The sequence below is a fragment of the Mycetohabitans sp. B8 genome, from assembly GCF_021991875.1.
In the GTDB taxonomy this organism is placed as follows: Bacteria; Pseudomonadota; Gammaproteobacteria; order Burkholderiales; family Burkholderiaceae; genus Mycetohabitans.
This window is the reverse complement of the sequence record NZ_JAHLKR010000019.1, coordinates 152,566-178,952: the sequence shown is the minus strand read 5'-3', so window position 1 is coordinate 178,952 and position 26,387 is coordinate 152,566. Positions and strand designations below refer to the sequence as shown.

The following is a 26,387-nucleotide window of genomic DNA, read 5'->3' as shown; positions in this document are numbered from 1 at the left end:
GTTACGCGGTTTGCCAACGGACCAGCGTGTAGATGATTGCCACGGTCGCGTACACCGCATAGACCGGTAGCTTGGCACGCCAGAAGCACGTGAGCGCGAACGTGGCGGTGACCGCGTAGATCGGCTCCATGGGTATTTGCCAGACGATCTTGGCGACGGCCGATATGAGAAATGCCGTGGTCGCCACGCGCAACATCCCCATCGCGGACTTGAAACGCGGATGTGATTCGAGCAACTTCAAGTTGCGCTGCGCAATGACCACCAGCGTTGCCGATGGCACGAATACCGAAAGGGTGGCGAGCAGCGCGCCGGGGATGTGTCCAACCAGATACCCGAAGAACGGTACCACGTTTAACAACGGACCGGGCGAGACCGGCGAAAGTGCGAAGACGAACGTGAATTCGCTGTCGGAGATATCTAAGATCGGCGGCACGAACAACGTCTTCAATACCGGCAGCGCCGAGAATCCGCCGCCGAACAGCGTAAGGCCTGCACCGGCTAGCCGTGGCCACAGCAACAGCATGGCGCTGCTCGATGGCAGTGGCAGCGGCAGTGGCAATGCATACAGTCCGAGCAGCATGGCGAGCAAGGCTAGTAGCAGTGAGTCGGCGCGGCGCAGCACGAATGCGGATTTCGCCTGCTGCTCGGACGCCGAGCTCGTGAGCCAACCTAGGAGGAACGCGGCGCCAAGCAGCGCGACATAGACCGCCGGGCTATGTAGGAACAGCAGCGTGAGGCTGGCCACGATAGCCGTGGCCCAGTCGATCGGGCGTTGTACCAGGGTGCGCACTTGCTTGATCCAAGTCATGCCGATCAACGATGCCAGTACGACGCTGAAATGCGTGACCAGCGATTGCGACGCGAGCGACGCCACGGTCGGCGTGCGATAGAACATCGCCAGCACAGTCATCACGATCGCGAAGGGCAGTACGCTGCCAAGACCGGCCATCCACGCGCCCCGCCAGCCCCGTAAGGCGGCACCGATCTGGACTGCGACATTGCAGCCGACCGGCCCGGGAATCAGCCAGGCCAGCGCGACCAGATTCAGATAGTCGAGCCGGTTAAACAGTTGCTTGCGCTCGACATAATGACGCTCCAGTTGCGCGATCAGTGACAACCCGCCCCATGAAACGGATGACAGCCCGGCGATGACCAGCAGCAGCGACCATAATGGCTCTTGGCGGGATGGCGCATTCTGCACCGCCTGCGGCTGATGCGCTCCGCCGTCAACGCCGGTGGCAGACGAAGGCGCCGGCGTGGCCGGTGGGGAGACGACGGACGGAAGATGAGATCGATTCTGTGGCACGGCACGAGATTCAAGCGGACACACGTGGTTGCGCGGCGTGCGTTGCTGCGACGCCTCCTGGTTTAGGAAGTGAACAAACTCCGAAGCGCTCGAGCAGCGCAGGCACCTCGTCGGGCGGCACGGGGCGCGAGAACAGGAAGCCCTGTACCTCGATGTTGCCCAGTCCCGACAGCCATGCGATTTGCTCTTCAGTTTCCGTGCCTTCAACGACCACGGTCAACCCTAGTGAGCGGGCCAGATTGACGATTGCCGACACCATGACGCAGACATTGCGGTCCGCGGGAATGGCTTGAACGAACGAGCGGTCAATCTTGAGTGTGTCGACGGCAAAACGATTCAAGTAGGACAGCGACGAATAACCGGTGCCGAAGTCGTCCAGTGCAATGCGCACGCCCAGCCGCTTGAGCGCGGCGACCTTTTCCGACACGATTTCGGGATACTCTATCATCGCCGTTTCCGTGATCTCGAGTTCGATGCGCCTTGCAGGCAAATTGTAGAGGTCTAATGCCCGCTCCACGGTCTCAAACACGTCGCCGCGCCAGAACTGAACGGCCGAGATGTTGATGGCCAGCGACAGCGTGTCGTAGCCGAGCGAGGTCCATTGCGCGAGTTGCTGGCACGCGCTGTCGATTACGTATTCGCCGATCGGCACGACCAGGCCGGTGGACTCGGCAATTGTGATGAACTCGCTTGCGGTGATCTCGCCATGCTGCGGGTGGTTCCAACGCAGCAGTGCCTCGAAGCCGGTGATGCAGCGGCGCGTCAAGTCGATTTTGGGCTGGTAGGCGAGGAACAACTGTCCCTCGGCAAGCGCGACGCGCAGTTGCTGCTCCCATTTCATCAAATGGTCAGCACGGTGCGCGAGTTGCGGCGAATAGAACTGATAGCATCCGCGGCCGGCATCCTTGGCGCTGTACATCGCCAGGTCGGCCTTTTTCAGCAAATCGATCTCGCTTTCGTGGGTACTGGAGAGCAGCGCGATGCCGATGCTAGCGTGCAGCACGAATGAGCTGCCGCGCACGTCGAACGGCCTCATGAAACTGCCGGCAATCGCCTCGGCCAACTGAACCGCCTTCGGTTCAGCGTGATCCTCCTTGACGATCACAACGAACTCGTCGCCGCCGATGCGCGCGAGGATTCCGTTGCCATCGACCGTCTGCGCGAGCCGTGTCGATGTCATTTGCAGCACGATGTCGCCGGCGTTGTGCCCGAGCGTATCGTTAACCGTCTTGAAATTGTCCAAATCGATGAACAGCAACGCGAGCCGGCCAACGTTTGCCGGCTGCGAGACTTCGGTGCGCAGAATCTGCAGCGTCTGGTAGCGGTTTGGCAAGCCGGTCAGCAAGTCATACTCGACTAGGTGCGTCATCTCGCGCTCGCGGCCGAGCAGCTTGCGGACCAAGCCCGTGGCCACGCCGAAGAAGCCGAGGACCGCGATCGAAATACAACCGGCCATCAACAGATAGATATTGCGGGTGTGTTCGTAGTCGGCGAACTCTTCCTTTTGCGACAGGCCAACCATGACGCCGAGCGGATAGCCGTCGATGTGGCGGTACGATACGATGCGCATCACACCATCGATTGGGTCGCGGTACGTGCCGGACACATGCTCGGACAGCGGATAGCTGCCGGTCGCGGAAAACGCGCCGGGTGCGTTCAGCGTGTTGCCAGTGCGGCGCGCCAGCACCGCGCCGGTGTCAGCGATTACCGATATCACGCCGTTGCGGCCGATTGCCGCGCTGTTATAGAAGTCATTGGTGAAATAGCTCGGATCTTCCGACACTACGACCACGCCCGCGAACGAGCCGTCGCGATGGTTGAGTCGGCGCGTGAGTTGCAACGTCCATTGGTGCGATACGCGACCCAGTACCGGCTTGCTGATATACAACTGGTCGAACGTCTCGTGCTTATGGACCTGAAAATGCTCACGGTCGGACAGGTTCAGCGGCTTGGGCCGTGAATCCTCCGTATTGGCGATCAGGTAGCCATGCTCATCGACCAGCGACACCTGGATCAGTGTGTCGCTCTGAATCACGCCCTTCTCGATCGTGCTGGCCAAGCTAAAGCGCTGCGGCGACTTCTCGAATTCGTATTTGACGAAGCGGGTGATCTGGTCGACCTGGTGAATGGCCTTGACCGTATGCTGTTCGAAAGCCGCGGACAGCAGCGCGGCCGAGGCTGTGGCTTCGCGCTGGGCATTGTCCCGCTCGACTTGCAGCCGCGTATAGATTACCCCCCACAGCAGGAGCAGCACCAGTAATCCGAGAAACGGGATGATCCACACAGAGCGCTGCCTGGACACCGCCGCGTCACGACGCAAACGCGCTTCGCGTGCCGAGGAAGTCAGCGGAAGAGTCATGGAGCCAGGCCGTGATAGGAGGTAAATATCCCCGTGCGGTGGGCGTGTCCAATGCGATGGCGGGGCGTGATACAGAACCGCCAAAGGCCGTGCCGCGCGGGCGCTCAAACGATGGTGACCAAAACAGCGCCGCGCGCAAAACGACTCGACCTTGGGTCTACGCACAACGCCCAGATGCTGCCTGTGACGCCAGCAGATTATGCGGGAAGAATGGCGGCACGCCTACGACGCCTACTCCGGATGTGTAAGAAATCTGTCTGAAGTCGGCTGAATCGTGCCTAGAAAGTTCGATCTATGGCCGTTAGCGCATTGCTGCCGATCCGCGGTTCGCGCCCCACATTCTTGACGCGCCCCGCCATCGCGCGTCAGGATCACGCGTTGTCCCCGTTTCGTGATTGACCTATTCGAATCGTTGCGTTGTCGTGGGCTGCTCCAAGTACTGGAAAAGAAACGGCGCGCCGTGGGGCGGGGCGCGGATGCCGTTATTCGACTTCGGCGATCAGTTCAATTTCCACGCAGGCACCTAGCGGAATCTGCGCGACGCCGAACGCTGAGCGGGCATGCTTGCCGCGTTCACCGAACACCGCTACGAATAGCTCCGACGCCCCGTTCGTCACCAAGTGCTGCTCGGTGAAGTCCGGTGTCGAATTGACCAGGCTCATGACCTTAACAATGCGCTTGACGCGGTTCAGGTCGCCCACGTGCGCGTGCAGTGTCGCAATCAGATCGATGGCGATGCTGCGCGCCGCCTGTTGTCCTTCTTCCGTGCCGATCGTGTCACCGAGCTTGCCGGCCCAGACCTGTCCATTTCTTTTAGCGATATGGCCGGACAGAAACACCGTCTTGCCTGCCTGTGCACTCATCACGTAAGCGGCCGCCGGTGCGCCGAGCGCCGGTAGCTCGATGCCGAGCGCCTTCAGTTGATCGTATATATTCGACATGGGGACTCCAAAGGGTAGAAAAATACAAGGGGCGAGACCAGCCGGGCTGGATCAGGCCTGGGTCCGGATCAGCGTGGCCAGGCACGCAACGCCCTCGTCGATCTGTGCGGGCGGCACAGTCACGAACGGCAATCGTAACGTGTCGCGCCGTACATCGTTCGCATAGCACGGTGCGCCGGGCACGCTCCCTTATTGCGCGAGCGCGCGGCGGCGCTCCGGCGGCAAGCACCGCCCGGTTGGGTTCGAGAAGTTCGGCTGGCTGTACAGCAGGCGTGCGCGCTGGGTGATCCCGGTGTCGAGTGCCTCTGGGATCAAGCCGTTGTCGCGGGGCACCTGTATGAGATGCCGTGCAGTACAGTTCGCAGACTCATGATGGAAGGCATTGCCATCAACCCGTCCGATAAGATACCTGCTCCGGTTGATTCGACGCAACTCACGTTGGTGGAGCAGTGGGTGATGTGGGGTCGGGCGCCGGATCGACGAGCGCGTGTTCCGGCCTGGGATGCGCATGCCTTCGATCCGCAAGCTTGTGCTGGACAAGGGTGTGTCGTGCTTTACCGCCGTCCAGGCCTATGAGCGGCCGGTGGCGCAGGGCGACCTGGACCCGCGGCTGTTCGCGTTTCTATCGCGGTACGTGAGCAAGTCTTGAATTCGGTGCGGGCCGTCCCCATGTGCACGGACAGGGATAAACCTGGCTTCGTGCCGTTGACGTCAACTCGCTAAAAGGACCCAGACCGTGGCGCAAGAAACCATGAGCTTCCAGGCGGAAGTCAAGCAGCTTCTGCAACTGATGATTCACTCGCTGTACAGTAACAAGGAAATTTTCCTGCGTGAGATGATTTCGAATGCGTCCGACGCGGCGGACAAGCTGCGTTTCGAGGCAATCGCCGATGCAGGGCTGTATGAAGACGACCCGAACCTGCGTATCCGGATCGCGTACGACAAGGCTGCGCGCACGATCACGATCGACGACAACGGCATTGGCATGAGTCGTGACGACGCGGTCTCGCACCTGGGCACGATCGCGCGCTCGGGGACCAAGGAGTTCTTTGCCAAGCTGTCCGGCGATCAGCAAAAGGACGCGGCACTGATCGGCCAATTCGGCGTTGGCTTCTATTCGGGCTTCATCGTCGCGGACCGGATCACCGTGGAATCGCGCCGCGCCGGCCTGCCCGCCGATCAGGCGGTGCGTTGGGAAAGCACCGGCGACGGCGAATTCAGCGTCGAGACGATCCAACGCGCGCAGCGCGGCACGTCGATCACGCTGCATCTGCGCGAGGGCGAGGACGAGCTGCTGTCCTCCTACCGGCTCAAGTCGATCATCCAGAAGTACTCGGACCATATTGGCCTGCCGATCCTGATGAAGAAGGAGGAGTGGGACGCAGAAAAGAACGAGATGGTCGTCAAGGACGAGGACGAGACCATCAACCAGGCCAGCGCACTGTGGACGCGTGCCAAGAGCGAAATCAGCGACGAGCAGTACAAGCACTTCTACGAGCATTTGTCGCACGATCATGAGGCGCCGCTTGCCTGGACTCACAACCGCGTCGAGGGGCGTAGCGAATATATCCAGTTGCTGTACGTACCCGGTCGCGCTCCGTTCGATATGTGGAATCGCGATCATCGCGGCGGACTGAAGTTGTATGTGAAGCGCGTGTTTATTATGGATGAGGCCGAGCAGTTGTTGCCCAATTACTTGCGCTTCATCAGGGGGGTGGTCGATTCAAACGACCTGCCGTTGAACGTGTCGCGTGAGATTCTGCAGGAGAGCCGCGACGTGAAGGCGATCCGCGATGGCGTTACCAAGCGGGTGCTGTCGATGCTCGAGGAGCTGGCCGGTGCCGACGACGACGCCGGCAAGCAGAAGTACGCGACGTTCTGGCGCGAATTTGGCCAGGTGCTCAAGGAGGGCCTGGGTGAGGACTTCGCGAACCGGGAGCGCATCGCCAAGCTGCTGCGCTTCGCGTCGACGCAGACCGACAGCGCCGAGCAGAATGTGTCGCTGGCCGACTACGTCGCGCGGATGAAGCCGGAGCAGACGAAGATCTACTATGTGACCGCCGACAGTTGGCAGGCCGCGCGCAACAGTCCGCACCTGGAGGTATTCCGCAAGAAGGGTGTCGAGGTACTGCTGTTGACCGATCGCGTCGACGAATGGATGCTGTCGTTCCTGCATGAGTTCGACGGCAAGCCGCTGGCCAGTGTCGCCCGTGGCGATTTGGATCTGGGTGCGTTGAACGACGAGGAGAAAAAGGCTCAGGAAAAGGTCGGTGAGGACCTGAAGCCGCTGGTCGAGCGGATGAAGGACGTGCTTAAGGAAAAGGCCAAGGACGTGCGCCTTACGTTCCGCCTGACCGACTCGCCGAGCTGCCTGGTGGCCGACGACGGAGAGATGAGTGGCTACCTGCAGCGACTGTTGAAGGCGGCCGGCCAGAAAGCGCCCGATTTCCATCCGATCCTCGAAGTGAATCCGGAACACGCGCTGATCAAGCGGCTGTCGCCGGATGCAGCGGATTTTGCCGACTGGTGCCATTTGCTGTTCGATCAGGCGCTGCTCGCCGAGGGGGGCGCACTCGATGACCCAGCGAGCTTCGTCAAGCGCACCAACACGTTGTTGCTGTCGGGCGCGCATTGAGCAGCACGCTTGAGCGGCGCTCGGGCGGGCGGTTCTATGCGCACGGCGACGGTTGGCGGGCGCGACCGCGTGCCGCCTTCAGCGCCGTGCAGAAGGACTGGGTAACCCGCACGGGCTCGCTCACGCGTCATTTGGGCTCGCTCGGTCGAGTGAGCGTGCGGGTCACCCGTGAGAAGATGGGCGTCGCATGGCGCGACGAGGCGCGCGTGTTGCGTGTTGCATGCCGCGCGCCCGTGTGGATTCGCGAGGTCGTGCTAGCGGTGGATGGCGTGGCCGTGGTGGCCGCGCACAGCGTCACGCCGCTGCGCGCGAGCCGGGGCGTATGGCAAGCCGTGCGACGCTTGCGCACGCGAGCGCTGGCCGAGCTGCTGTATGCGGACATGACGGTGATGCGCTCGCCGATCGTCAGTCGGCGCGTCGATGGCGCCCATCCGCTGTATCGGCTCGCTGTCGCACAGCTAGGCCGGGATCGGCCGCACGCATGCGTCGCGCGGCGCTCGGTGTTTACCCGTCATCGGCTGCCGCTGATGGTGACCGAATGCTTCCTGCCGGCCATGTGGGCCATGACGACCCATTAAACTGCTGATGTTGCAAGGTTTTCCTCCGGTAATCCGGCCCGATACGACGATTCTGGTGCTGGGCAGTTTTCCTGGTGAGGCATCGCTCGGGGCAGGACAGTACTATGCGCATCCGCGCAATCAGTTCTGGCGGTTATTGGGCGCGGTGCTTAACGAGCCTGAGTTGCATGAGCTTGCGTATGACGCGCGGCTCGAACGTGTGTTGAAGCACGGAATCGGGATATGGGACGTGCTCGCCGCGTGTCATCGCGAGGGCAGTCTCGATTCGGCGATTCGCCATGCGAAGCCGAACGACTTCGCGTCGTTGAAAGCGCATGCACCGTTGCTGAAGAAGGTGTGCTTCAACGGCAAGACGGCGGGGCGGTTTGCCGATGTAATCGGTGCTGCCGGGTATGAAACGCTCGTGCTGCCTTCGTCGAGCCCGGCGCATGCGATGCTGTCGTTTGAACAAAAGCTTTCGTGTTGGCGGGAGATTCTTTTCTGACGACATTCGATGGCGGGTGACGCAATGTTGCGTGGCATGGGGCCGACCCACAGCCTACGTGACCGAACGTCGGATCCGTTCCGGTTCAGTGGTAATCGCTTTCCCGCTGATGACGCACCGCAAGGATCGTCACCGTCTGATTGTCGTCGATCTCGAACAGCGCAACATATCCCGACATGCCGAACGGAATAATCAATTCGCGCAGAAACGGCATCGATGGATGCGCTTTGCGGCATGTGAACGGCGACGATTCCAATGTAGCGATCCCGGCGGCGATGGCCGCAAGTGCGCGAGTAGCGATTTTGACGTCGGCGTCGTCGCGATTGACAATGAAGCCATAAAGGCGGTCCAGATCATCTGAAGCCGCACGCGTGAACCGGACCGCGTACGTCATCGAGGCTTGCGCCTCGTATCGCGAAGGGCGTCGAGCCGTCGCTCCAGTTTCTCCAGTACTTCGGACGCAGGCAGATAGTCGCCGGTGCGGCGGGCCGCTTCACGCGACGCGATGCCGCGGGCAATGAATTCGCTTTGGTTGCGACGGCGTTCGATGCCCTCGCGGATCGAGTGCTCGATGAAATTCGACAGCGTTTCTCCTTCGCCGAGGACGCTTTCGGCGGCGTCACGCAGTTCCGGTTCGACCCGAATGGAAGGGAAGGTGGCGGATTTCATGGTATCTGTCGAAGCATCGCAGTTGCGATGCATTATCCGCTGATGGCTATGTTGATGCAAGCCAGCCGTTTGGTAGAGTCAGTGGAGAGCGTCCAACGCTCCGAAATGGGCGACTTCCAGCGCTAGCACCACGCGACCCGTGGATGACCGCAGGTCGTCCCAACTCGATTACGGGTTGCGTAACCTGCTGCGCGGCCCCGGATGCTATGCTTGGGACAAACAAAAACTGTGCAACACGCAAGACTTCGTGACATGACATCCTTAATCAAGCGCGCGTCGGCGCAAGCGCGCACATTCCAGCGCGGTGGGCGGGCCGCGCAACCGTTGCGCGGCGCCGCTCGCCGCACGGGACGCGACGAACACGAGAGCGCCGCGCAGCGCGAAGCCGCGCCGACCCTCGAAGCGCCGCGCAAAGCCCGTTTTGCACCAGTGACATTTTCCGAAGAAGGGGGCGTGCGCTACCTGCATTTCGGCACTGAGTGGATACAGGGCGCGATGCGATTGAAAAAGCCGTTCGATATTGAACTTGAATACGCGCAGCAGATGATGGCGTGGCTGCTCTTTCTCGCGCCGCCCAAGCGCATTGTGCAATTGGGTTTGGGGGCGGCAGCCTTGACCAAGTTCTGTCATCGGCATTTTCTGCGCTCGCATGTCGAGGCGGTGGAATTGAACCCGGCGGTGACCGTTGCCGCGCGCAGCATGTTTGAGTTGCCGCCTGACGACCGGCGCTTGAGCGTGCTCCAGATCGATGCATGGAATTTTGTTCATGACCCCGCGAACCACGGTACGGTCGGCGCGATGCAGATTGACCTGTATGACGCGACCGCACGCGGTCCGGTGCTCGATTCCGTCGCGTTTTATCGCGCGTGCCGTGCGTGCCTCGGCAGCGCCGCAGTGGTGACGGTCAACCTGTTCGGCGACCATCCGAGCTTTGTGCGCAACATGCGCCATTTGCGCGCGGCGTTCGATGCGCGGGTCATCGCATTGCCCGAGGTGCATGAGGGCAACCGCGTCGTGCTGGCTTTTTCTGGGCCCGCGTTGTCGATTGACTGGAACGTACTGACCGAGCGCGCGAAGGTCATCGAGAAGGCATGCGGGTTGAACGCCCGTAAGTGGGTCGCCGCCCTACGTGAGGTGTCCTGCGTGTCACGCCGCGACGCGCACGACATCGCCGTCGGCGAGCATTTCATCATCTGAGTTCGTCCCCGACATGTCGTGCTCCGAAGACAGAACCCGGCCTGAGGACTACTTGGACGTCATCGAGAGCTAGACGTGATGCGTCCGTGGTCCAGAACGTGCGGTAGTGCGAGGGCCATCTTGAGCCTGCGGGCGTGCATCGGTATGCTGGGTAAATCGAGATAGTGTCCGTCGCACGGCAAGATTTGCGTCGATTGCGCGGACTGCGGATGACGCCATACCGCACGGCATTCGAGAGAGGGGTCTCTGAGTGGGCCGTCAACGGCAGCTTATCGGCGGTTGCCCCGCGATGGAGCGCCAGTTTGCGCGAAGGCGGGACGCTCGCAGGCCTGACGGTGCAGGCTGGCTGATCAGCGCGGCACCTGAAAGGCGGCACGTGCTCGATTGACATCGGCCCGCACGCTGCAATCGTGCTGATGATCGTTGACCAGGCCCATCGCTTGCATCATCGCGTACATCGTCGTCGGCCCGACGAATTGCCAACCGCGCCGCTTCAGGTCCTTCGCCAACGCAATCGACTCGGGGGACGTCGTCATCGTGCCGAGCACGTCCCGGGTCAGCTGGCGCGGCCGGCTCCGCGGGTCCGGCTCGAAGCGCCACAGGTAGGCGGCCAGCGAGCGCTCGCTATCGAGCAGCGCCAGCGCGCGGCGTGCGTTATGGATGGCAGCCTCGATCTTTCCCCGGTGCCGGATGATGCCGGTGTCGCCGAGCAACCGCTGCACGTCGCAGTCGGTAAACCGGGCCACCTTCTCGATGTCAAAGTTGGCGAATGCGGCGCGAAAGGCCTCCCGCTTGCGCAGGATCGTCAGCCAGCTGAGGCCGGCCTGGAATCCCTCGAGGCATAGCTTCTCGAACAGCCGGCGGTCGTCGTCGACCGGAAAACCCCACTCCGTGTCATGGTAAGCGCAATACTCGGCGCCGGTGCCGCACCAATGGCAGCGCCGCAAGGGGGCCAGCGTCGGCGCCGGCACGACCGATGGCCCGGCTAGTATCGCCGGAGCAGAAACGAAAGGGTGTGTCATCGATGGTTTGGATTTATCATTGATGCGGTGCGTTGACCATCCAGCCAATGCCGAATCGGTCCGTCAACATACCGAAGTCCGTATTCCAGAACGTCGCGCCGAACGGCATCATCACGTTGCCGCCGTCGGCTAGTCCCTTTTTGCATAGGGGCAACAGGCAGGCGACGCGCGCGTGCCGCTCGTGCATTTTAGGCGGTGTATCGTAGTCGAGTGCGTACCGCAACCACTTAGCGCAATGGCGTAATCAACTGCTCTAGCTTGATCGCGTCCGCCGCGAACAGGCGAATGCCTTCAGCCAGCTTCTCGGTGGCCATGGCCTCGTCATTCAGCAGGTAGCGGAACGTCGGCTCATCGTGCGCGATGCGCTTGATCGGCATACTGGCCGCCTGCTGCGGGCAGAGCTTGCGCTGCACAGGCTCGTTGCTCTCGTGCAACTTTTGTAGCAAGTCCGGGCTGATCGTCAGCAGGTCGCAGCCGGCGAGCTCCAGGATCTGGCTCGTCGTGCGGAAACTCGCGCCCATCACCTCGGTTGGGTAGCCAAACTTTTTGTAGTACGCGTAGATACGCTTGACCGATTGCACACCGGGATCGTTGGCGCCGCCGTCGCGGGCTTCGTCCCAGTTCGCGCCGGCATTTTTTTTATACCAGTCGTGGATGCGGCCGACGAATGGCGAAATGAGCTTGGCCCGGGCTTGCGCGCAGGCGACCGCCTGGACGAGCGAGAACAGCAACGTCATGTTGCAATTGATCCCTTCCTGCTGCAACATCTCGGCGGCGCGTACGCCTTCCCAGGTCGACGCGAGTTTAATCAGCACGCGCTCGCGGCTGATGCCCGCGCTCTCGTAGAGCGCAATCAGCTGATGTGCTTTCTCGACGCTCCTCTGGACGTCAAACGATAGCCGCGCGTCCACTTCTGTCGATACCCGCCCCGGGACGATCTTCAAGATCTCGACGCCGAACGCAACCAATAATCGGTCAATGATGTCGCCGACGGGCCGGCTAGCATGATCGCGTACTGTTTTCTCGAGCAGCGGGCGGTAGTCGTCCTTCTGAACCGCCTTGAGGATCAGCGATGGATTGGTCGTCGCGTCCTGCGGCTTGTAACGCGCGAGTTGCTGGAAATCGCCAGTATCGGCGACGACGGTCGTGTACTGCTTCAACTGGTCTAGTGCAGTCGTCATGGCTAGGTTCCTTGCGGGTCATATCGCGGGTTACCGCGCTGATTCCTGCCATTGTCTCGCAGCCGCGCGGCGTCCGATAGTCGTCCGACCGGCCGATGTTCCACTGGTTCATCGTTTCGCCGGATGCCGGATGCCAGCGGCGCCAGTTCAGGAAGGTGTTCGCGATGATGCCGACCACCAGGCCCCAGAAGGCCGAGCCGATTGACAGCAGTGTGAACCCGGAGGCGGTCACCATGAAGGACATGAATGCCGCTTCGCGTTGCTGGGCATCCTGCATCGCGTGGACCAGGCGACGACGATCGGCGCGCGAAAGCGTAGCGACAGCCCGATGGCCGTGATTGCCATGCCGATTGACAGCGCCTAAATCCACGATGAGATCTGGGCATCGCTCAAGTGCGCGGCGCGGCCGGCCTTCAATATCAATGATTGAGCTAGTGTAGCCCATCATCGTGGCCACGAAACCGGCGACCCGCGCCGACAGCGAGGTGTCACTGATTGGATGCAGCGGCGCGCGTAGCATGGGCGGTGCGGCGGGGCCGGGTGGTGAGGGCGCGGTCATGGACGGGAAGGGTTACTTGCTGAGGAAGCGCATCGCGTTTTCGATGTCGGCGAGCGTGACCGGGTACATGCGGTTGCCGAGCAGCTGGCGGATCACCGCAATCGACTGCCGATATTCCCATAAGCTTTCCGGCTCCGGGTTCAGCCAAGCATGGTGGGGAAACTGATCGGCGAGCCGGCGCAGCCATGTGGCGCCGGGCTCCGCGTTGTTGTACTCAACGCTGCCGCCGGGCTGCAGCACTTCAGACGGGCTCATCGTGGCGTCGCCGACGAAGATGAGCTTGTAGTCCGGCGTGAACTTATGCAGCACGTCCCAGGTCGGGACGCGCTCCATGTGTCGCCGGCGGTTGTTCTTCCAGAGGAAGTCGTAGACGCATGAAGACCGGAGCCGCATCGCCACCGGCCGTGCGGCCGACTCGCTGTCCCTAGGGTGTGGGCACGCCATCGGCGCGCCGACCGGTGATGGCGCGGGCCGCCGCGTGCTCAAATGCTGCATTTCACTGCGGCTGATTGACGCAGTCAGAGGACGGCTTGCTGCCTGCAGCACGGTTGACTGCGCGGCGCGCGGCGCGCAGTCGCGCGCCGGCCCTGAAGTGGACGCTCCTAGCGTCGGGGGTTACAATACGCCGTTTTTTTGGCCGGCTGCTCAACGCCAGCGGATTCGTGCAGAGCAGGGCGGTGCAGGCCTGCGCGGTTTCAGCGCCCCGATATTCCCCTACAGCCAGGTTAGATGCTTATGAACAGATTCGTCGTGATGGCTGCCATTGCGGTGCTCGCCGGGTCAGCCGGCACCGCGGCGGCGGACGTGGTCGGCAACGCGCGCGCCGCGCAAGGGAAGGTCGCCATGTGCATTGGCTGCCACGGCATTGCCGGCTATCGCGCTGCGTTCCCACAAGTCTACAAAGTGCCGATGCTCGGCGGTCAGAACGCAAAGTATCTGGAAAGCGCATTGCAGGAATACAAGAAGGGTTCACGCAAGTTCGCGCCGATGCAAGCGATCGCCAAGTCGCTGACGGACCAGGACATTGCCGACCTGGCCGCGTACTACGCGGCCCAGACGCCGGCAAGCCGGCCCAATCCGGAGCGGTGACCGGAACATGGCGAACGGTAGACGAGCAACAGGAGAACTCATGAAAAAGCGCATTATCGAAGCGTCGGGCGTCGCCAAGGCAATGATCGCCGCGTGTGCGGTCGTGGTATCGATCGGGGCCGCGCAAGCTGCAAACATCGATAACGGGCGCGCAATCGTCGAACGCACCAACTGCGCCGCGTGCCACGGAGCGGGGCTGGATAAGCCGGTGACGCCGGATTATCCGAAGCTCGCGGGGCAGCATGCCGACTACACCTATTGGGCATTGCGCCAATACCAGATGGGCGGTGGCAATCCGTCCTTTGGTCGCGACAATGGGATCATGGCTGCGCAGGTGCAGAGCCTGTCCGAAAGCGATTTGAAAGACATTGCCGCGTATATCGAGTCGCTGAAGGGCGATCTCGTGCTGAAGAAGTAGCGGTCTCACGCCGCCGGCGCACACGCACGGCGGTGTCGCCGCGTCGGCCGGCCGGGTGCCGTCAATCCCGGGACGCGCGCTGTTCAATCAGCGCCAGATACGCGTCGGTATCCGGCGGGACGTTGTTGCGTTGTGCTTCCCAGATGACCTGGCCAAGACATTCCATGATCGCATGGTGGGCGTCGTGGTCCGAGCCCAGGCGCGCTGCCAGGCGCTCATGTGCGGCGCGGATGCCGCGCGGCTGGTCAATCGACAACTGCTCGCTGATGGCCAAATGCATCGACAAGTGCAGGAACGGGTTTGTCTGGCCACGCTCAGGCGAGTAGTCCTGCTCGCCTGCGTCGGCGGAGCCCAGGACAGTTTGGTACTCTGGGTGCTGGACGATCCAGTCTGCTGCAATGCTCTGCAGTGGGGTGAGGATCTCACCGGCGCGTTGTTTGCGCCACGTCTCGGTAAAAAAACGACGGACTTCGTCGCGACTTGGATTAAACATCAGGCACTGGAACCGCTTGGCACGCGCAACTGCGCAATTTTCTTATTGTACGCCGAGCGTTGTCGTGGTGCCGCACCGTCGCACCGCTATGCTCATTGCTGTACAGCCACGACGCAAGCGTCGGATCAGTGCATCCGCGGGGCTTTTGCGGCAATCGTTGCATCATTGAGTGGGAGCGGGTGTCTTGCTCTTGAATTCGCACAGCGGCTCGATCGCGCAATGCCAACATTCAGGCAGCCGCGCGCGGCAGACGTAGCGGCCGTGCAGGATCAGCCAGTGGTGCGCGTCATGCCGGAATTCGGCTGGCGTGAGCTTTTCCAGCGCTGCTTCCACCGCTCGCACGTCTTTGCCGGGTGCCAGCCTGGTGCGGTTCGCGACGCGGAAGATATGCGTGTCAACGGCGATCGTCGGATGCCCGAATGCAGTGTTCAGCACGACGTTCGCCGTCTTGCGGCCCACCCCAGGCAGAGCCTCGAGCGCTTCGCGATCCGCTGGCACTTCGCCGTGGTGCTTGTCGAGCAGGATTTTGCAGGTCGCGATAACGTTCTTGGCCTTGGTCCGGTACAGTCCAATCGTCTTGATGTACTGCGCCACACCGTCCTCGCCGAGCGCCAGGATAGCTTTCGGCGTGTTGGCGACTGGGAACATCTGGCGCATCGCCTTGTTGACCGAGACGTCGGTCGCCTGCGCTGACAGCATCACTGCGATCAGCAGTTCAAACGGTGTCGTGTACTCCAGCTCCGTCGTCGGATGGGGATTCAGACTTTGCAGCGTCTCGTAGATCGCGCGGCGCTTTTGGGCGTTCATGGAGATTCATCGATTTAGGGGATAATGGGGCGCACACGGCGCATCATGCAGCGGTGTCGGAGCCGCCTTTGCCCGCATCGGGTGGCGGAGGCGGCTCCGATGCATGGGTGGCTCGTTTGCCCGAGTCCAATCCTAGGCGCCGCCGCCGTGCCTCGGCCGCGTCGATTTGCGCTTGCACGGCCGGGCTGACGTCTGCTGTGTTGCGCGGCCCAAGCCCCTGGGCGGCCAGTTCCTCTTTTTTCTTCCGGGCTCGCTCAAGCGCCGCCTGGATGATCGCCTGCTTTCGCGCGGCGGCATTGTCCCGCGATGGCGCCGTTGGCTCGCACGCCAGCATGCCGGCCGCGGCGACAGCGGCGGGCGTCGCGCCGTGCGGGCGACCGGGTGCCGCACCGGCACCCTCCCGTACCGCGCCGCACGACGCCCCTTCCGGCACCGGTGTGGCACTCGGACTCATCGTCGCGCGACGCGCGGCAGCGCGATGTTGCGCGGCGTCGCGCGCGCTGTCGAGCCGCGCATTACGCTGCGCGTGCCGGCGTCGAGCCGCATCGGCCTGCTGCGGCGACCATGCGTCCCATCCGGTGGCAGTGCCGGTCACGGGAACCATCTCGATACAATCGACGGGGCACGGCGCGACGCACAGGTCACAGCCGGTGCACCAATCTGCCAACACCGTATGCAGCTGTTTTGGCGCGCCGACAATAGCGTCGACCGGGCATGCCTGCATGCATAACGTACAGCCGATGCATACGGTCTCATCGATTACCGCACGCGGCCGTGCACGCTCGACGCCGTTGGCCGGATTGAGCGGGATGATCGGCTTGTCGAGCAATGACGCCAGCCGGGCGATGCCTTGCTGTCCTCCGGGCGGACACTGGTTGTAGCTCGCCGTGCCGTCGGCAACGGCTTGCGCATAGGGGCGGCAGCCGCTATAGCCGCATTTGGTACATTGGGTTTGGGGAAGCAGATCGTCGATCCGATCCGTGAGCGACGGAGAAGCAGTCACAGTGTTGGAACCTGGACGCGTCGAGAAGCGTGACGCATATTTTATCAATACGCAATTATCGCCTATTCCGATAGCGGCGTTGGACCCGCGTGCCATAATCCCACTGCTCCCGTGTCAGTCTTAGGACAGTAACCTAGCGCGGCGCACCGTTTTCTGTCGCCGTGGGCCTACCCGGTGGTGATGCGATCGGTCAACGCGGCTTGTGCATCATGGCCATTGCATCATGATCTGAACATGAACCAGCCGAGAACCAAAAGGGACCCCGAAGGCACGAGACGCCGCATTCTCGCCGCCGCTGCCGAAGAATTCGCGAACGGCGGATTGTCCGGCGCGCGCGTGGACCAGATCGCCCGTCGTGCCGAGACCAATGAGCGGATGCTGTACTACTACTTCGGCAGCAAAGAGCAGTTATTCACTGCAGTGCTCGAGCAGGCGCTGACAGGATTTGCCGAAGCGGAACGCACGCTGGAGCTGAACGGACTGGCGCCCGTGGAGGCCATGACGCGGCTTGCCCACTTCATATGGGCGTTCTATCGTCAACATCCTGACCTGCTGCGCTTGCTGAACAACGAAAACTTGCATGAGGCGCGGTATCTGCAAAAGTCGACGCGGATTCGTGAAACCGTTTCACCGATGCTCGCGACGCTTTCCGGCATCCTGGAGCGCGGGCACCGCGCCGGGCTGTTCCGGGCTGGCATCGATCCGATGCGCCTATATGTGACGATCTCCGGGTTAGGCTATTACATTGTGTCCAATCGGCATACGCTGTATGCGACGCTGGGGCGCGATTTCGGCCACGACGATGAACATGCCGAGATGGTTCGGCTCAATACGGATATGTTGCTGGCGTACTTACTGCATCGGTGAGCATCGCGACCCTGTTGTGACCAGGGGCAGCGTCAAGCTTAAGCCCGTCGCGGTTGCGAGGCTCTACCCGGTGCGTCGAGACAGGGGTTCGTTGATTCGCTTGCCGGCGTCGCCGTTCGGATGTGACCTGATGTTGTGCTATGCCGCGATTAAGCTGACGGGGCGTGGTGTTCTATTTACCACCGCGTTAGGAGTCAGACTTGTACAACGACCGCGTCGCGATACTTCCCCGCTCAGCAGCGCTGTTGCCGCAATGGCTCAATGAGCGTTCCTTTGCGAGCACACCGTGTCCTTCGAGCCCCTCCGCATCCAACGGGCCGCTGACGGCTTTGAAAATGTTGGCCCGATCTAAGCACATGCGCGCTCAACCGCCTGTAGGAAGGCCTGCGGCGTTCAGTCCGCACGGCGCTCTTGTTGAAGGCAATCAGACGTTTCCTGCTGCCTCCGGCGTATATGGTCCGCAGCCGACGGTTCGCCCATCCGCGCTGGGCGCCGGGGAGCACCCCAGCGCTCGCTGGATGCCTTCATTTGCGCAAATGCCGCGTCGGGCGAGCACACCCTTCTTAACCGTGCCGTGGGCCCGTTGCAAGGCAATCGCGGCTGCTGTGGCAAGAATGTTTCGCGGCTTCTTCATTCCCAAAGCCGCTTCGGCTTGGGGAGGGCAAGCGACGTCACCCATGAACGCGCCAGCACGAGGTGTCATCGCACCGTTTCCGAAAGATGGACGTGCCGACGGGCCTAATGGCCCATTCCAGTCGTTCGGTGTTCCCAGGTGGAAAGATGACACCGCATCTTTAGACGAAGACGAGCCGTTCCCATCGCTGCAGCAACCCCATCCCGCGAAGATGCTATTGTGCAGTGAATTTTTGCCGCCGGAGCCGCGCTCGGAGGAGGTGGATTGGCCACAAGCTCATGTCCCCGATGATGCATCGAAGGAGCGGTGGAAGATCAGTACACTACGTCCCCAGCAGGGGAGAGCCGCCTCCGCGAAAACGCCCCCGGTTCCGCCCTCTTCGACGCTGAAACACACACCTGTTAACAAGCCATTGGGACAGCGCTCACAGTCCGCGAGTCCGTCACAAGCTAGTCTCCCCGACGATGTATCGAAGGAGCAGTGGAAGATAAGTAGATTACGTCCCCAGCAGGGGGGAGCCGCCTCGGCGAAAATGCCCCCGGTCCCGTCCTCTTCGACGCTGAAACACCCACCTGTTAACAAGCCATTGGGACGGCGCTCACAGTCCGCGAGTCTGTCACAAGCTAATTTCCCCGATGATGTATCGAAGGAGCAGTGGAAGGGCCGTATATTACCCCCTCAGGAGAGGAGCGTACCGGTGCATAGACCGCTGACCGAAACCCGTAGGAACGTCTATCAGCCGCAGTTGGCGCCAAGTGTATTCTCGGCAGACCAAGAGACAGATTAATTTGAAGCCCAAACCAACTGGGAAGGCGTACCCATGCCGGCATGCTACGCGAGTGTCGATTACGGTCGCCAATAAAGTGCCATTGCGAAATCACGCCGCGGTACCGCAGGCGTGCGAATTGGCCCCAAGTGTTTAAGCCGTCCAGGACCTCCGGTTCGCCCGAAGTGCGTAGGGATGAATTGGCGTCGCTGCACCGCATGGACCTTCAAAGAAGTGGTGACTCAAGCCGTGCGTGGCGCCAGGCAGCAACGCACAATTCGAATAGGACGCGATCATTGGAGCATGTATGATTGACAGGCCAAAACTGAATGTGTCTGGATGGGCTTTGCCACCGTTGCGAAGTCTACGTTCGGCTTCTGATGACAAGCCGGGCGTCACCCCAGGGCGTGCCGGGGTTTCTGCATTGCTAAGCGGGTTGAAAAAGTATGGCTCGCGTCTGCGTGCTGCCGCGCTACCGTCCGAACCAGCGCAGTGGAATATATCCTCTCCAAGTACGGGCGGCGCGATGCAAGGCACCCACCCACCTCATGTTTGGGGACACGGCAATGCCATAAGCTTTTCTACAGCGCCGCGATTCGGGCCGCCACTTGAGAGCGGGACGCCATCACGGTTCACCCCGATGGGGGGCCATAGCCCGTTGGTGATGTCGGCGCCTTATCAGCCTTTAAGCCACATGGTCGTCGTCCTACCGCCGCCGCAGTCATCGATTGTGTCTGCCATTTCGCGTTTGTTGGGCGACGTCCCCATGACGGCGGTACCCAGTAGTGCAATTATGCTGTCGTACGGTCCATACGGGTCTGGCAGTGGCAACGTGCCGGCGCCTGCCTGGCCTGGCCACGGTAGTGTTCCGATGGCGGCAGGCTGGCATGAACCGAACAGCGCCGAGTACGCGATGTCAGCGTTTGCCAATCACGGTGTGCCGCAGCAGATGTTCCAAGGGCCGGGCATCAACCCCAGTATGCCAATGCCGCAGCCTCCGTCCACAAGATACGCTACGCCTCCAAGGCTTGAGGACGTGCCGCCACGACCAAATAATGGGGTGGTTCCGCCGCGCAGGCCACGCAGACGAGTCGTTCCGCTGTCGTCGCAGCGGGAAAATACCGTTAGTCCCCCAAATTTTGATGCCTATTTGAGCGAGAAACAGCAAAAGATTCGTGAAAAGTTGGACGCGAAGGAAAAGCCGTCCGAAAAGGAAATACAAGACGCCGACGATGAGGCGTTCGCCGAAGGCATCAGGCTAAGCTTGATCCAACACGCAGCTTCGGACGTCTCGCGCGCAGATGCGACGCAGACTTTGGATGCGTCTCGAAGTGCGGCCACGGATAGCGTGCCATTGCAAACTCACGCAGGCATAAAGCGCCAGCAAACGGAATCGGAGAACGGTAGAGCAACCAAGCGACTCCAATCACTGTACATTCCCCTCGATCAAGCGCCCCGGGCCTTTTACCAGCCCTTATTTGCTCAGGGTAACATAGAGGACAACGCACCGGAGGAGTCCGAATCGCCCCATCAAAAGTAACGGCTCAGTTTTTTCGTTGCCTGAACGCCCGTGCCGCTGATAGGTCCGGCAACCCAGATGCGGCGCGTCCGGTGCGAGACCCACGTCTGGGTAACGTGCCGACTTTGTTCGCGGCTGCCCATGTTGGAGAGCCGGCCGCATCGGCGCTACGCCTGCACCGCAGCCTCGTGATCATGCTCATAGATGAACTCACGGATCTGCGGATAGATGATCGTGCGCCAGCGCCGTCCCGAGAAGATCCCGTAGTGACCGCATTGCTCCGCGGTGAAATGTCGGCGTGACGCTGACGCAATGCCGGTGCACAGCGTGTGGGCAGCGCGCGTCTGTCCACAGCCGGAGATGTCATCCAGCGCGCCCTCGATCGTCAAGAGCGCGGTATCGGCGATGTCCTGCGGACGCACCGGCTCGCCGTTGACGGCCCAGGTGCCTTGCGCAAGCCGGAATTCCTGAAACACGATGCGGATCGTTTCCAAGTAATATTCTGCCGCCATGTCCAGCACGGCGTTGTATTCGTCGTAGAAGCGGCGATGCGCTTCGGCATCGTCTTCGTCGCCGCGTACTAGGTTCTCGAAGAATTCCCAATGCGATTGCACATGCCGTTCCGGGTTCATTGCAACGAACCCGGCGTGCTGCAGAAAACCCGGATAAACTTTGCGGCCCACGCCCGGGTAGTTCGACGGCACTGTATAAATCACATTGTTCTCGAACCACTCGTACGAGTGCTGGGTTGCCAGCGAGTTCACCGATGTCGGGCTCTTGCGGGCATCGATCGGCCCGCCCATCATCGTCATCGTGCACGGCGTGTCCTCGCCGCGGCTGGCCATCAGCGAGATCGCCGCGAGCACTGGCACCGTCGGCTGGCATACTGAGATCACGTGCAGGTTTTTCGCGCCGATGTGTCGGATAAAGTCCTGAATGTACTCGACGTAGTCGTCCAGATGGAATGCGCCGGCCTCGAACGGCACCATCCGTGCATCGACCCAGTCGGTGATGTAGACCTTGTGGTCCTGCAGCAGCGTGCGCACCGTGTCGCGCAACAGCGTCGCGTGATGTCCGGACAGCGGTGCACAGACCAGCACGACCGGTTCATGCTTCAGTTGCGATACGGCGTCGCTGTCGTCGGAATACCGCTTGAAGCGCAGCAGCCGGCAAAACGGTTTGTCCAGAATCGTCTGTTCGACGACCGGGATGCTGCGGCCGTCCTTCTCGATTTGCTTGATGTTAAATTCGGGACGTTCGTAGTCCTTGCCGAGCCGGTATAGCAACTCGTAGGCGGCGGCCCAGCGCGATGCGCCAGGGACATAGGCGAGCGGACTGGCCGGATTCGCGAACGATTTCGACGCAGATTGCGCCCAGGCAGTCAGCGGGCTCAGCAGCGCGCGCTGGAATTCGTGAAATTGGTAGAGCATCCTTGCTCCATGTTACGGCATGTGGGTCGATTCCCGCTGCCATCGGTACGGCGCTGGTCGAAGCCGAGCACTGCTCGTTGCCCGCGCTAGACACGCGGGCGGCCGGGCGCAGGATGACGTGTCCAATCCTGATATCCAATCATATCGGACATTTGCGCTCTGGTGCAATGCAGCAAATGGGTCAGCACTGGGGCAAACGCAATGTAATTTTGCGCCTTGCCGCGGATTTTTCGCGTCGCCAACAGCCACTTTGGCGCCCGCTGCCGAGCGTGTCGCTTATTGCGGCGCATTGAGCGCGGAACGAGCGTGGCCGTTGCCTGCAGCGGTCTTGGCAATACGCTGGCCTCCAGGTCATTGCCGCCGGCTTCGTCGCGATAGCTTTGCGCGACCACGCTCAACGTTGGGTTCCGTCCAGATCCTTTCAGGTGATCGACCATTTCGCATTGGATGGCCCAAGCGGTGTCATCGGCACCCAGCCCGCCCACGCAGGCCAGGTGCACAACGACATGAAGGCGGCCGCTTCCTGTATGCGACCAACTGCGGTGATGCCAATGAGATCGTTATCTATTCGGTCGATGCCGACCACGGCCGCCTGAGCCTCGTGGGCCGCCAGTCGAGCCTGGGCAGCACGCCGCGCGAATTCCGGATTGACCCGAGCGGGCGGTGGCTGATCGTGGGCAACCCGCTGGGCGATACAGCGTACCTGTTCGCGCGCGACACGCAGACCGGCTTGTTGAAGCCTGTCCCAAGCGGCTGGAAATGGGCTCGCCGGCATTTTTTGCATTCGTTCCGCTTAACGAGCCAGGCGCGTAGACGGGGCAGGGTGCCGTCTCGAGAACGGCGGCGCGCGTCGAGGGGCGCGCGGCACGGGTGCGACGGCTCAGTCCGTGGGCGCCGGCGCGAGCACTTCACGGCTGCCATTGACTCCCATTGACGACACCAGTGAGGCCGCTTCCATTTGCTCGACCAAGCGGGCAGCGCGGTTGTAGCCGATGCGCAACTGCCGTTGCACCGATGAAATCGACGCGCGGCGGCTGCGCAACACGAATGCCACGGCCTCATCATACAGCGGATCGGCCTCCGTATCGGGCGCCTCGCCGAACAGGTCCGTGGCCGCTCCGTCGCCGGGCACGCCAGCCAGGATGCCTTCCTCGTATTCCGGTTCACCGAACTGTTTCAAATGTTCGACGACGCGATGTACTTCGTCGTCCGCGACAAAGGCGCCATGGACCCGTTGCGGGTAGCCGGTGCCGGGCGGCAGGAACAGCATGTCCCCTTGGCCGAGCAGCGATTCCGCACCCATCTGATCCAGGATGGTGCGCGAGTCCACCTTAGACGAAACCTGGAATGCCACCCGCGTCGGAATGTTCGCCTTGATCAGACCCGTGATCACATCGACTGACGGCCGTTGCGTGGCTAGGATCAAGTGGATCCCGGCAGCCCGGGCCTTTTGCGCGAGCCGGGCGATCAACTCCTCGATTTTCTTGCCGGACACCATCATTAGGTCCGCTAGTTCGTCGATGACCACCACGATCATGGGTAGCAGGGTAAGCGGTTCCGGTGCGTCCGGCGTCAGCGAGAACGGATTGCCGAGCTTGCGTCCGGCTTGCTCGGCATCGGCGATTTTCTGATTGAAGCCCGCGAGGTTGCGCACACCGAGCGCGGACATCAGCCGGTAGCGCTTCTCCATTTCCGCGACGCACCACGTCAGTGCGTTCGCGGCGAGCTTCATGTCGGTCACGACCGGCGCAAGCAGGTGCGGAATGCCCTCGTAGACTGAGAGCTCCAGCATCTTTGGGTCGATCATGATTAGCCGGACGTCTCGCGGTGTTGCCTTGTACAGCAAGGACACGATCATCGCGTTGATCGCCACCGACTTGCCCGAGCCGGTAGTGCCGGCCACGAGCATGTGCGGGGCACGCGCCAAATCGGTCACGACCGGCTCGCCCGTGATGTCCTTGCCCAGCGCGAGTGTGAGTTGCGATGCCGAGCCCGCGTATTCGCGCGACGCGAGGATGTCCGCCAACCGGATCACTTGCCGTCGGGCGTTGGGCAGTTCGAGCCCCATGCAGGTCTTGCCCGGGATCGTCTCGACCACGCGGATCGACGTCAACCCGAGGCCCCGTGACAAGTCCTTCATCAAGCCCACGATCTGGCTGCCGCGTACCCCCAGTGCCGGCTCGATCTCAAAGCGCGTGATCACCGGGCCGGCCGAAGCGCCGATTACGGACACCGGCACCTTAAACTCTTTGAGCCGCTGCTCAATTAACTGGCCGGTCGCGGCGAGCGCCGCCTCGGATACCGGTTCGATGATGTCCGAGTCGCTTGCGAGCAGCGCTAGGGTCGGCAATTCTATAGGTGAGGCGGCGCTCGCCTGGCATGGGAAAGTGTGGTGCTTTGGGGCGGGGCTTGCCGCCGGCAGGGTTTCATCGGGTGTGGCAGGCACCATAGCGGAAATCGGCGCGCCGCCGTCGGGGCTGGACATTGGCCCGGGCGTGGGCATCGGCTCGGGCGTGGGCAGCGGCTCGGGCGTGGGCAGCGGCTCGGGCGTGGGCAGCGGCTCGGGCGTGGGCAGCGGCTCGAGTGTGGGCAGCGGCGCCGACGCCGGCAAGGGCGCCGATACGCAGACGGCATCGGCAACTGCCGCAACCCGGGCAGTTGGCGGGATGACCGATGGGAGAGCGGCGGGGGGCAGCGCTGACACGGACGGAAGAGGGTCCGTGGGAGTTTGCACCCATGGCGGTGCGGACCGGGTATCGACTGAAATAGGGTCAACCGCCGGCGCATCCACGCTCAGCTCAGGCGATTGAAGGGTGTCCAAAGGCGTCTCGGCACACGCTGGCGGGAGAGGGACCCGTGGTGGCGAGGCGGATTCCGACAACGATTGGGCCAGCAGTGTGGGAGCGGATTCCGACGTGGCTGCGTCCGGTGGTGCCGCAGCGGGCCTTGGCGGGTCCGGATCGAATCGTGGCGCCGCGCACGCGGACGAAGACGTAACAGCGGACATGGGAGCGAGTGTCGACGGAGCCGGATCGTGAGGCATTGCCGCGGATTCCGACGACGGTTGAGCCAGTGGTGATGCAACCGGCACGGGCGCTGCTGGCATCGCGGTGGCCGTGTTGCCGTTGCGACCCGCTCGTCGGTCGAGGCTTGCGCCGGCGGGCACGGTCCATTGGGCTGCTTGTTGCTCAATCGCGCGCAGTGCTGCCACGATGCTTGGCGGCGCTGGCGGTGCAGGCAGCGGGGCGAACACGCCGTCCAGTTGTGCTGGTCCGCTCGCGGGGCTGCCGTGCTGTGCCGCGGCGCGCTCTAGGTAGTTGTCGCTCGGCCGATATGGGCGTGGCGGCGTGCGCGACGGCGCTTGCCGGGGAGCGGGCGCGGCGGGGGTGCCGCCGCACGGCGTCATGCGGCGGGCTTCGTCACCGTTGGGCACGGCCGTGCGCGGAACGGCACGCCAATGGACTGCGTACGGGGGCACGGCCGGTCGCGTCAGCAAGGCCGGTATCGTCACGCGCAGGGTTTCCCCTCTATTCAGCGGTGTGTTGCTGCCGCGTGTAAGAACCTTCGAGGCGCCGGGCGCGGGGACAGCGTATGGCGCCGGGGGGGCCATTGGCGATACCGTGGGCGACAACGTGGCGGCGGATGATGCGATCGCCGGCCCACGGCCGTGGCTATGGTGGCTCGCCGCAGGACCTACCGACTCGAACCGAGCGTTCGGCGATGGGCCCGTGAAACCGCGTGTCATGCCCAGGTATTTTGGCACGCGGCGCGCGTCGGGCCAGCGGGACGCGGACGCGCGCTTGCCACGCGTATCGTTCGGGCCAAAATCGCCGTCGCCGAGCACGCAAAAATGACTTTCGCGCGGGCTATGCATTTCGTCGCTGCCGGTGGGGCGACGGCTCGGGCGTTTGTGTCGTTCGTCGCGCAATGTATGGCGTGTGCCGATACCGATGCCTAGGCCGAAAGTGCGGTCCAGGTACGCGAGGCATTGCGGCCATTGGGCGCCAAACAGCCACGGCAGCGCGGCGATCCACAACAGCGTGAACACGACGATCGACGCGGGTGTGCCTAACAGCGCGGCTAGGCTCGCGGCGCTTGCGCGGCCGATCGTGTCGTACGCGGCATGCGTGGCGAGCCGCGCCTCCAGCGCGCTGCTGGTGACCAGGACGACGACGGCGCTGAGCCACAGGCGGATCGTCCCGGGCCCCTGCAGGCCGGCGCTGCCCGGCCAGAGCGCCCGCGCGAGCCGCCACGCGAGGACGATGAGCCAGGCTGTGGAAAATCCAAATCCGCCGAGAACCACGCTGAGCATACTTGAATAGAATCAGTCAGAGAGAGCAGGTGCCGCACTGCGGACGACGATCGCGGACCAAAGAGCAAGTTTAACTGCTCGATGTGAATGCCGTGGCGGCCATCGGTCCTGACCGCGT

The 26,387-nt window shown here is 62.4% G+C and carries 20 protein-coding genes and 7 pseudogenes; 10 read left to right on the top strand and 17 right to left on the bottom strand.

Going from position 1 to position 26,387, the window contains the following annotated elements; all coding sequences use genetic code 11:
- Window position 1 precedes the first annotated feature (1 nt).
- The 5 genes and pseudogenes from KQH60_RS11520 to KQH60_RS11505 all read right to left on the bottom strand — a co-directional run.
- Window positions 2-1,201, bottom strand: coding sequence for a chromate transporter (locus KQH60_RS11520; protein ID WP_237576768.1), 1,200 nt, complete (start codon window positions 1,199-1,201; stop codon window positions 2-4).
- A 115-nt stretch (window positions 1,202-1,316) separates the two neighbouring features.
- Window positions 1,317-3,665 carry an EAL domain-containing protein gene (locus tag KQH60_RS11515; RefSeq protein WP_237576579.1) on the bottom strand — a complete coding sequence of 783 codons (2,349 nt, stop codon included), beginning with the start codon at window positions 3,663-3,665 and terminating at the stop codon, window positions 1,317-1,319.
- Between the two features lie 482 nt (window positions 3,666-4,147).
- Window positions 4,148-4,606 (bottom strand): RidA family protein, encoded by a 459-nt coding sequence (locus KQH60_RS11510; RefSeq protein ID WP_237576578.1) that lies wholly within the window; start codon window positions 4,604-4,606, stop codon window positions 4,148-4,150.
- 51 nt (window positions 4,607-4,657) lie between these two features.
- Window positions 4,658-4,789 (bottom strand): hypothetical protein, encoded by a 132-nt coding sequence (locus KQH60_RS14850; protein WP_255779116.1) that lies wholly within the window; start codon window positions 4,787-4,789, stop codon window positions 4,658-4,660.
- A 12-nt stretch (window positions 4,790-4,801) separates the two neighbouring features.
- A pseudogene (locus tag KQH60_RS11505) lies at window positions 4,802-4,942 on the bottom strand (PLP-dependent aminotransferase family protein); the annotation flags it as partial.
- Window positions 4,943-4,978: 36 nt separating this feature from the next.
- Between KQH60_RS11505 and KQH60_RS11500 the strand changes: the two are divergent.
- From KQH60_RS11500 to KQH60_RS11485, 4 genes and pseudogenes are all read left to right on the top strand, one after another.
- Window positions 4,979-5,216: pseudogene (locus KQH60_RS11500) on the top strand (PLP-dependent aminotransferase family protein); the annotation flags it as partial.
- A 126-nt stretch (window positions 5,217-5,342) separates the two neighbouring features.
- Window positions 5,343-7,241 carry a molecular chaperone HtpG gene (gene htpG, locus KQH60_RS11495; RefSeq protein ID WP_237576577.1) on the top strand — a complete coding sequence of 633 codons (1,899 nt, stop codon included), beginning with the start codon at window positions 5,343-5,345 and terminating at the stop codon, window positions 7,239-7,241.
- Window positions 7,238-7,801: pseudogene (locus KQH60_RS11490) on the top strand (chorismate lyase); the annotation flags it as partial. The gene htpG and the pseudogene KQH60_RS11490, both read left to right, overlap by 4 nt.
- A gap of 25 nt (window positions 7,802-7,826) precedes the next feature.
- The gene (locus KQH60_RS11485) at window positions 7,827-8,303 is read left to right on the top strand and encodes a DNA-deoxyinosine glycosylase (RefSeq protein ID WP_237576576.1); all 477 of its coding nucleotides are present in this window, start codon (window positions 7,827-7,829) and stop codon (window positions 8,301-8,303) included.
- 85 nt (window positions 8,304-8,388) lie between these two features.
- Here the strand turns inward: KQH60_RS11485 and KQH60_RS11480 are convergent, their stop codons facing one another.
- Together KQH60_RS11480 and KQH60_RS11475 are read right to left on the bottom strand one after the other, a co-directional pair.
- Window positions 8,389-8,697, bottom strand: coding sequence for a type II toxin-antitoxin system RelE/ParE family toxin (locus KQH60_RS11480; RefSeq protein ID WP_237576575.1), 309 nt, complete (start codon window positions 8,695-8,697; stop codon window positions 8,389-8,391).
- Window positions 8,694-8,972, bottom strand: a complete 279-nt coding sequence (locus KQH60_RS11475) for a YlcI/YnfO family protein (protein ID WP_237576574.1) — start codon at window positions 8,970-8,972, stop codon at window positions 8,694-8,696. Before KQH60_RS11475 ends, KQH60_RS11480 begins: the two co-directional genes overlap by 4 nt.
- Before the next feature lie 252 nt (window positions 8,973-9,224).
- Here KQH60_RS11475 and KQH60_RS11470 point away from each other — a divergent pair, with 252 nt between their 5' ends.
- Entirely contained in the window at window positions 9,225-10,169 is a 945-nt protein-coding gene (locus KQH60_RS11470; protein ID WP_237576573.1) for a spermidine synthase, read from the top strand.
- Window positions 10,170-10,519: 350 nt separating this feature from the next.
- On the opposite strand, the gene KQH60_RS11465 is transcribed toward KQH60_RS11470, so the two are convergent.
- The 5 genes and pseudogenes from KQH60_RS11465 to KQH60_RS11440 form a co-directional block, all read right to left on the bottom strand.
- The gene (locus KQH60_RS11465; RefSeq protein ID WP_237576572.1) at window positions 10,520-11,191 is read right to left on the bottom strand and encodes a DNA-3-methyladenine glycosylase I; all 672 of its coding nucleotides are present in this window, start codon (window positions 11,189-11,191) and stop codon (window positions 10,520-10,522) included.
- Between the two features lie 16 nt (window positions 11,192-11,207).
- Window positions 11,208-11,324: pseudogene (locus tag KQH60_RS11460) on the bottom strand (VOC family protein); the annotation flags it as partial.
- A gap of 94 nt (window positions 11,325-11,418) precedes the next feature.
- A complete protein-coding gene (gene tal / locus KQH60_RS11455) occupies window positions 11,419-12,372 on the bottom strand; it encodes a transaldolase (protein ID WP_237576571.1) in 954 nt (317 codons plus the stop codon).
- 279 nt (window positions 12,373-12,651) lie between these two features.
- Window positions 12,652-12,892 (bottom strand): annotated as a pseudogene (locus KQH60_RS11445) (benzoate/H(+) symporter BenE family transporter); the annotation flags it as partial.
- 51 nt (window positions 12,893-12,943) lie between these two features.
- Window positions 12,944-13,309: pseudogene (locus KQH60_RS11440) on the bottom strand (hypothetical protein); the annotation flags it as partial.
- 357 nt (window positions 13,310-13,666) lie between these two features.
- Here KQH60_RS11440 and KQH60_RS11435 point away from each other — a divergent pair.
- Together KQH60_RS11435 and KQH60_RS11430 are read left to right on the top strand one after the other, a co-directional pair.
- Complete coding sequence (locus KQH60_RS11435) at window positions 13,667-14,020, top strand: cytochrome c (RefSeq protein ID WP_237576570.1); 354 nt, start codon at window positions 13,667-13,669, stop codon at window positions 14,018-14,020.
- An 82-nt stretch (window positions 14,021-14,102) separates the two neighbouring features.
- A complete protein-coding gene (locus KQH60_RS11430; protein WP_237576767.1) occupies window positions 14,103-14,438 on the top strand; it encodes a cytochrome c in 336 nt (111 codons plus the stop codon).
- 61 nt (window positions 14,439-14,499) lie between these two features.
- Here KQH60_RS11430 and KQH60_RS11425 read toward each other — a convergent pair whose 3' ends face one another.
- From KQH60_RS11425 to rsxB, 3 genes are all read right to left on the bottom strand, one after another.
- A complete protein-coding gene (locus KQH60_RS11425) occupies window positions 14,500-14,931 on the bottom strand; it encodes a DUF1841 family protein (RefSeq protein WP_237576569.1) in 432 nt (143 codons plus the stop codon).
- 162 nt (window positions 14,932-15,093) lie between these two features.
- Window positions 15,094-15,738, bottom strand: coding sequence for an endonuclease III (gene nth, locus KQH60_RS11420; protein WP_237576568.1), 645 nt, complete (start codon window positions 15,736-15,738; stop codon window positions 15,094-15,096).
- 43 nt (window positions 15,739-15,781) lie between these two features.
- Window positions 15,782-16,741 carry an electron transport complex subunit RsxB gene (gene rsxB / locus KQH60_RS11415; RefSeq protein ID WP_368669345.1) on the bottom strand — a complete coding sequence of 320 codons (960 nt, stop codon included), beginning with the start codon at window positions 16,739-16,741 and terminating at the stop codon, window positions 15,782-15,784.
- Between the two features lie 234 nt (window positions 16,742-16,975).
- Between rsxB and KQH60_RS11410 the strand changes: the two genes are divergently transcribed.
- Together KQH60_RS11410 and KQH60_RS11405 are read left to right on the top strand one after the other, a co-directional pair.
- The gene (locus KQH60_RS11410) at window positions 16,976-17,608 is read left to right on the top strand and encodes a TetR/AcrR family transcriptional regulator (RefSeq protein WP_237576566.1); all 633 of its coding nucleotides are present in this window, start codon (window positions 16,976-16,978) and stop codon (window positions 17,606-17,608) included.
- A gap of 2,550 nt (window positions 17,609-20,158) precedes the next feature.
- On the top strand, window positions 20,159-20,548 hold the full coding sequence (locus KQH60_RS11405; RefSeq protein ID WP_237576565.1) for a hypothetical protein: 390 nt from the start codon (window positions 20,159-20,161) through the stop codon (window positions 20,546-20,548).
- A 146-nt stretch (window positions 20,549-20,694) separates the two neighbouring features.
- Here the strand turns inward: KQH60_RS11405 and KQH60_RS11400 are convergent, their stop codons facing one another.
- Complete coding sequence (locus KQH60_RS11400) at window positions 20,695-21,957, bottom strand: polyhydroxyalkanoate depolymerase (protein WP_237576564.1); 1,263 nt, start codon at window positions 21,955-21,957, stop codon at window positions 20,695-20,697.
- 514 nt (window positions 21,958-22,471) lie between these two features.
- On the opposite strand from KQH60_RS11400, the pseudogene KQH60_RS11395 reads away from it, so the two are divergent.
- Window positions 22,472-22,770: pseudogene (locus KQH60_RS11395) on the top strand (lactonase family protein); the annotation flags it as partial.
- Window positions 22,771-22,837: 67 nt separating this feature from the next.
- On the opposite strand, the gene KQH60_RS11390 reads toward KQH60_RS11395, so the two are convergent.
- Window positions 22,838-26,269, bottom strand: a complete 3,432-nt coding sequence (locus tag KQH60_RS11390; protein ID WP_237576563.1) for a DNA translocase FtsK — start codon at window positions 26,267-26,269, stop codon at window positions 22,838-22,840.
- Between the last annotated feature and the right edge of the window lie 118 nt (window positions 26,270-26,387).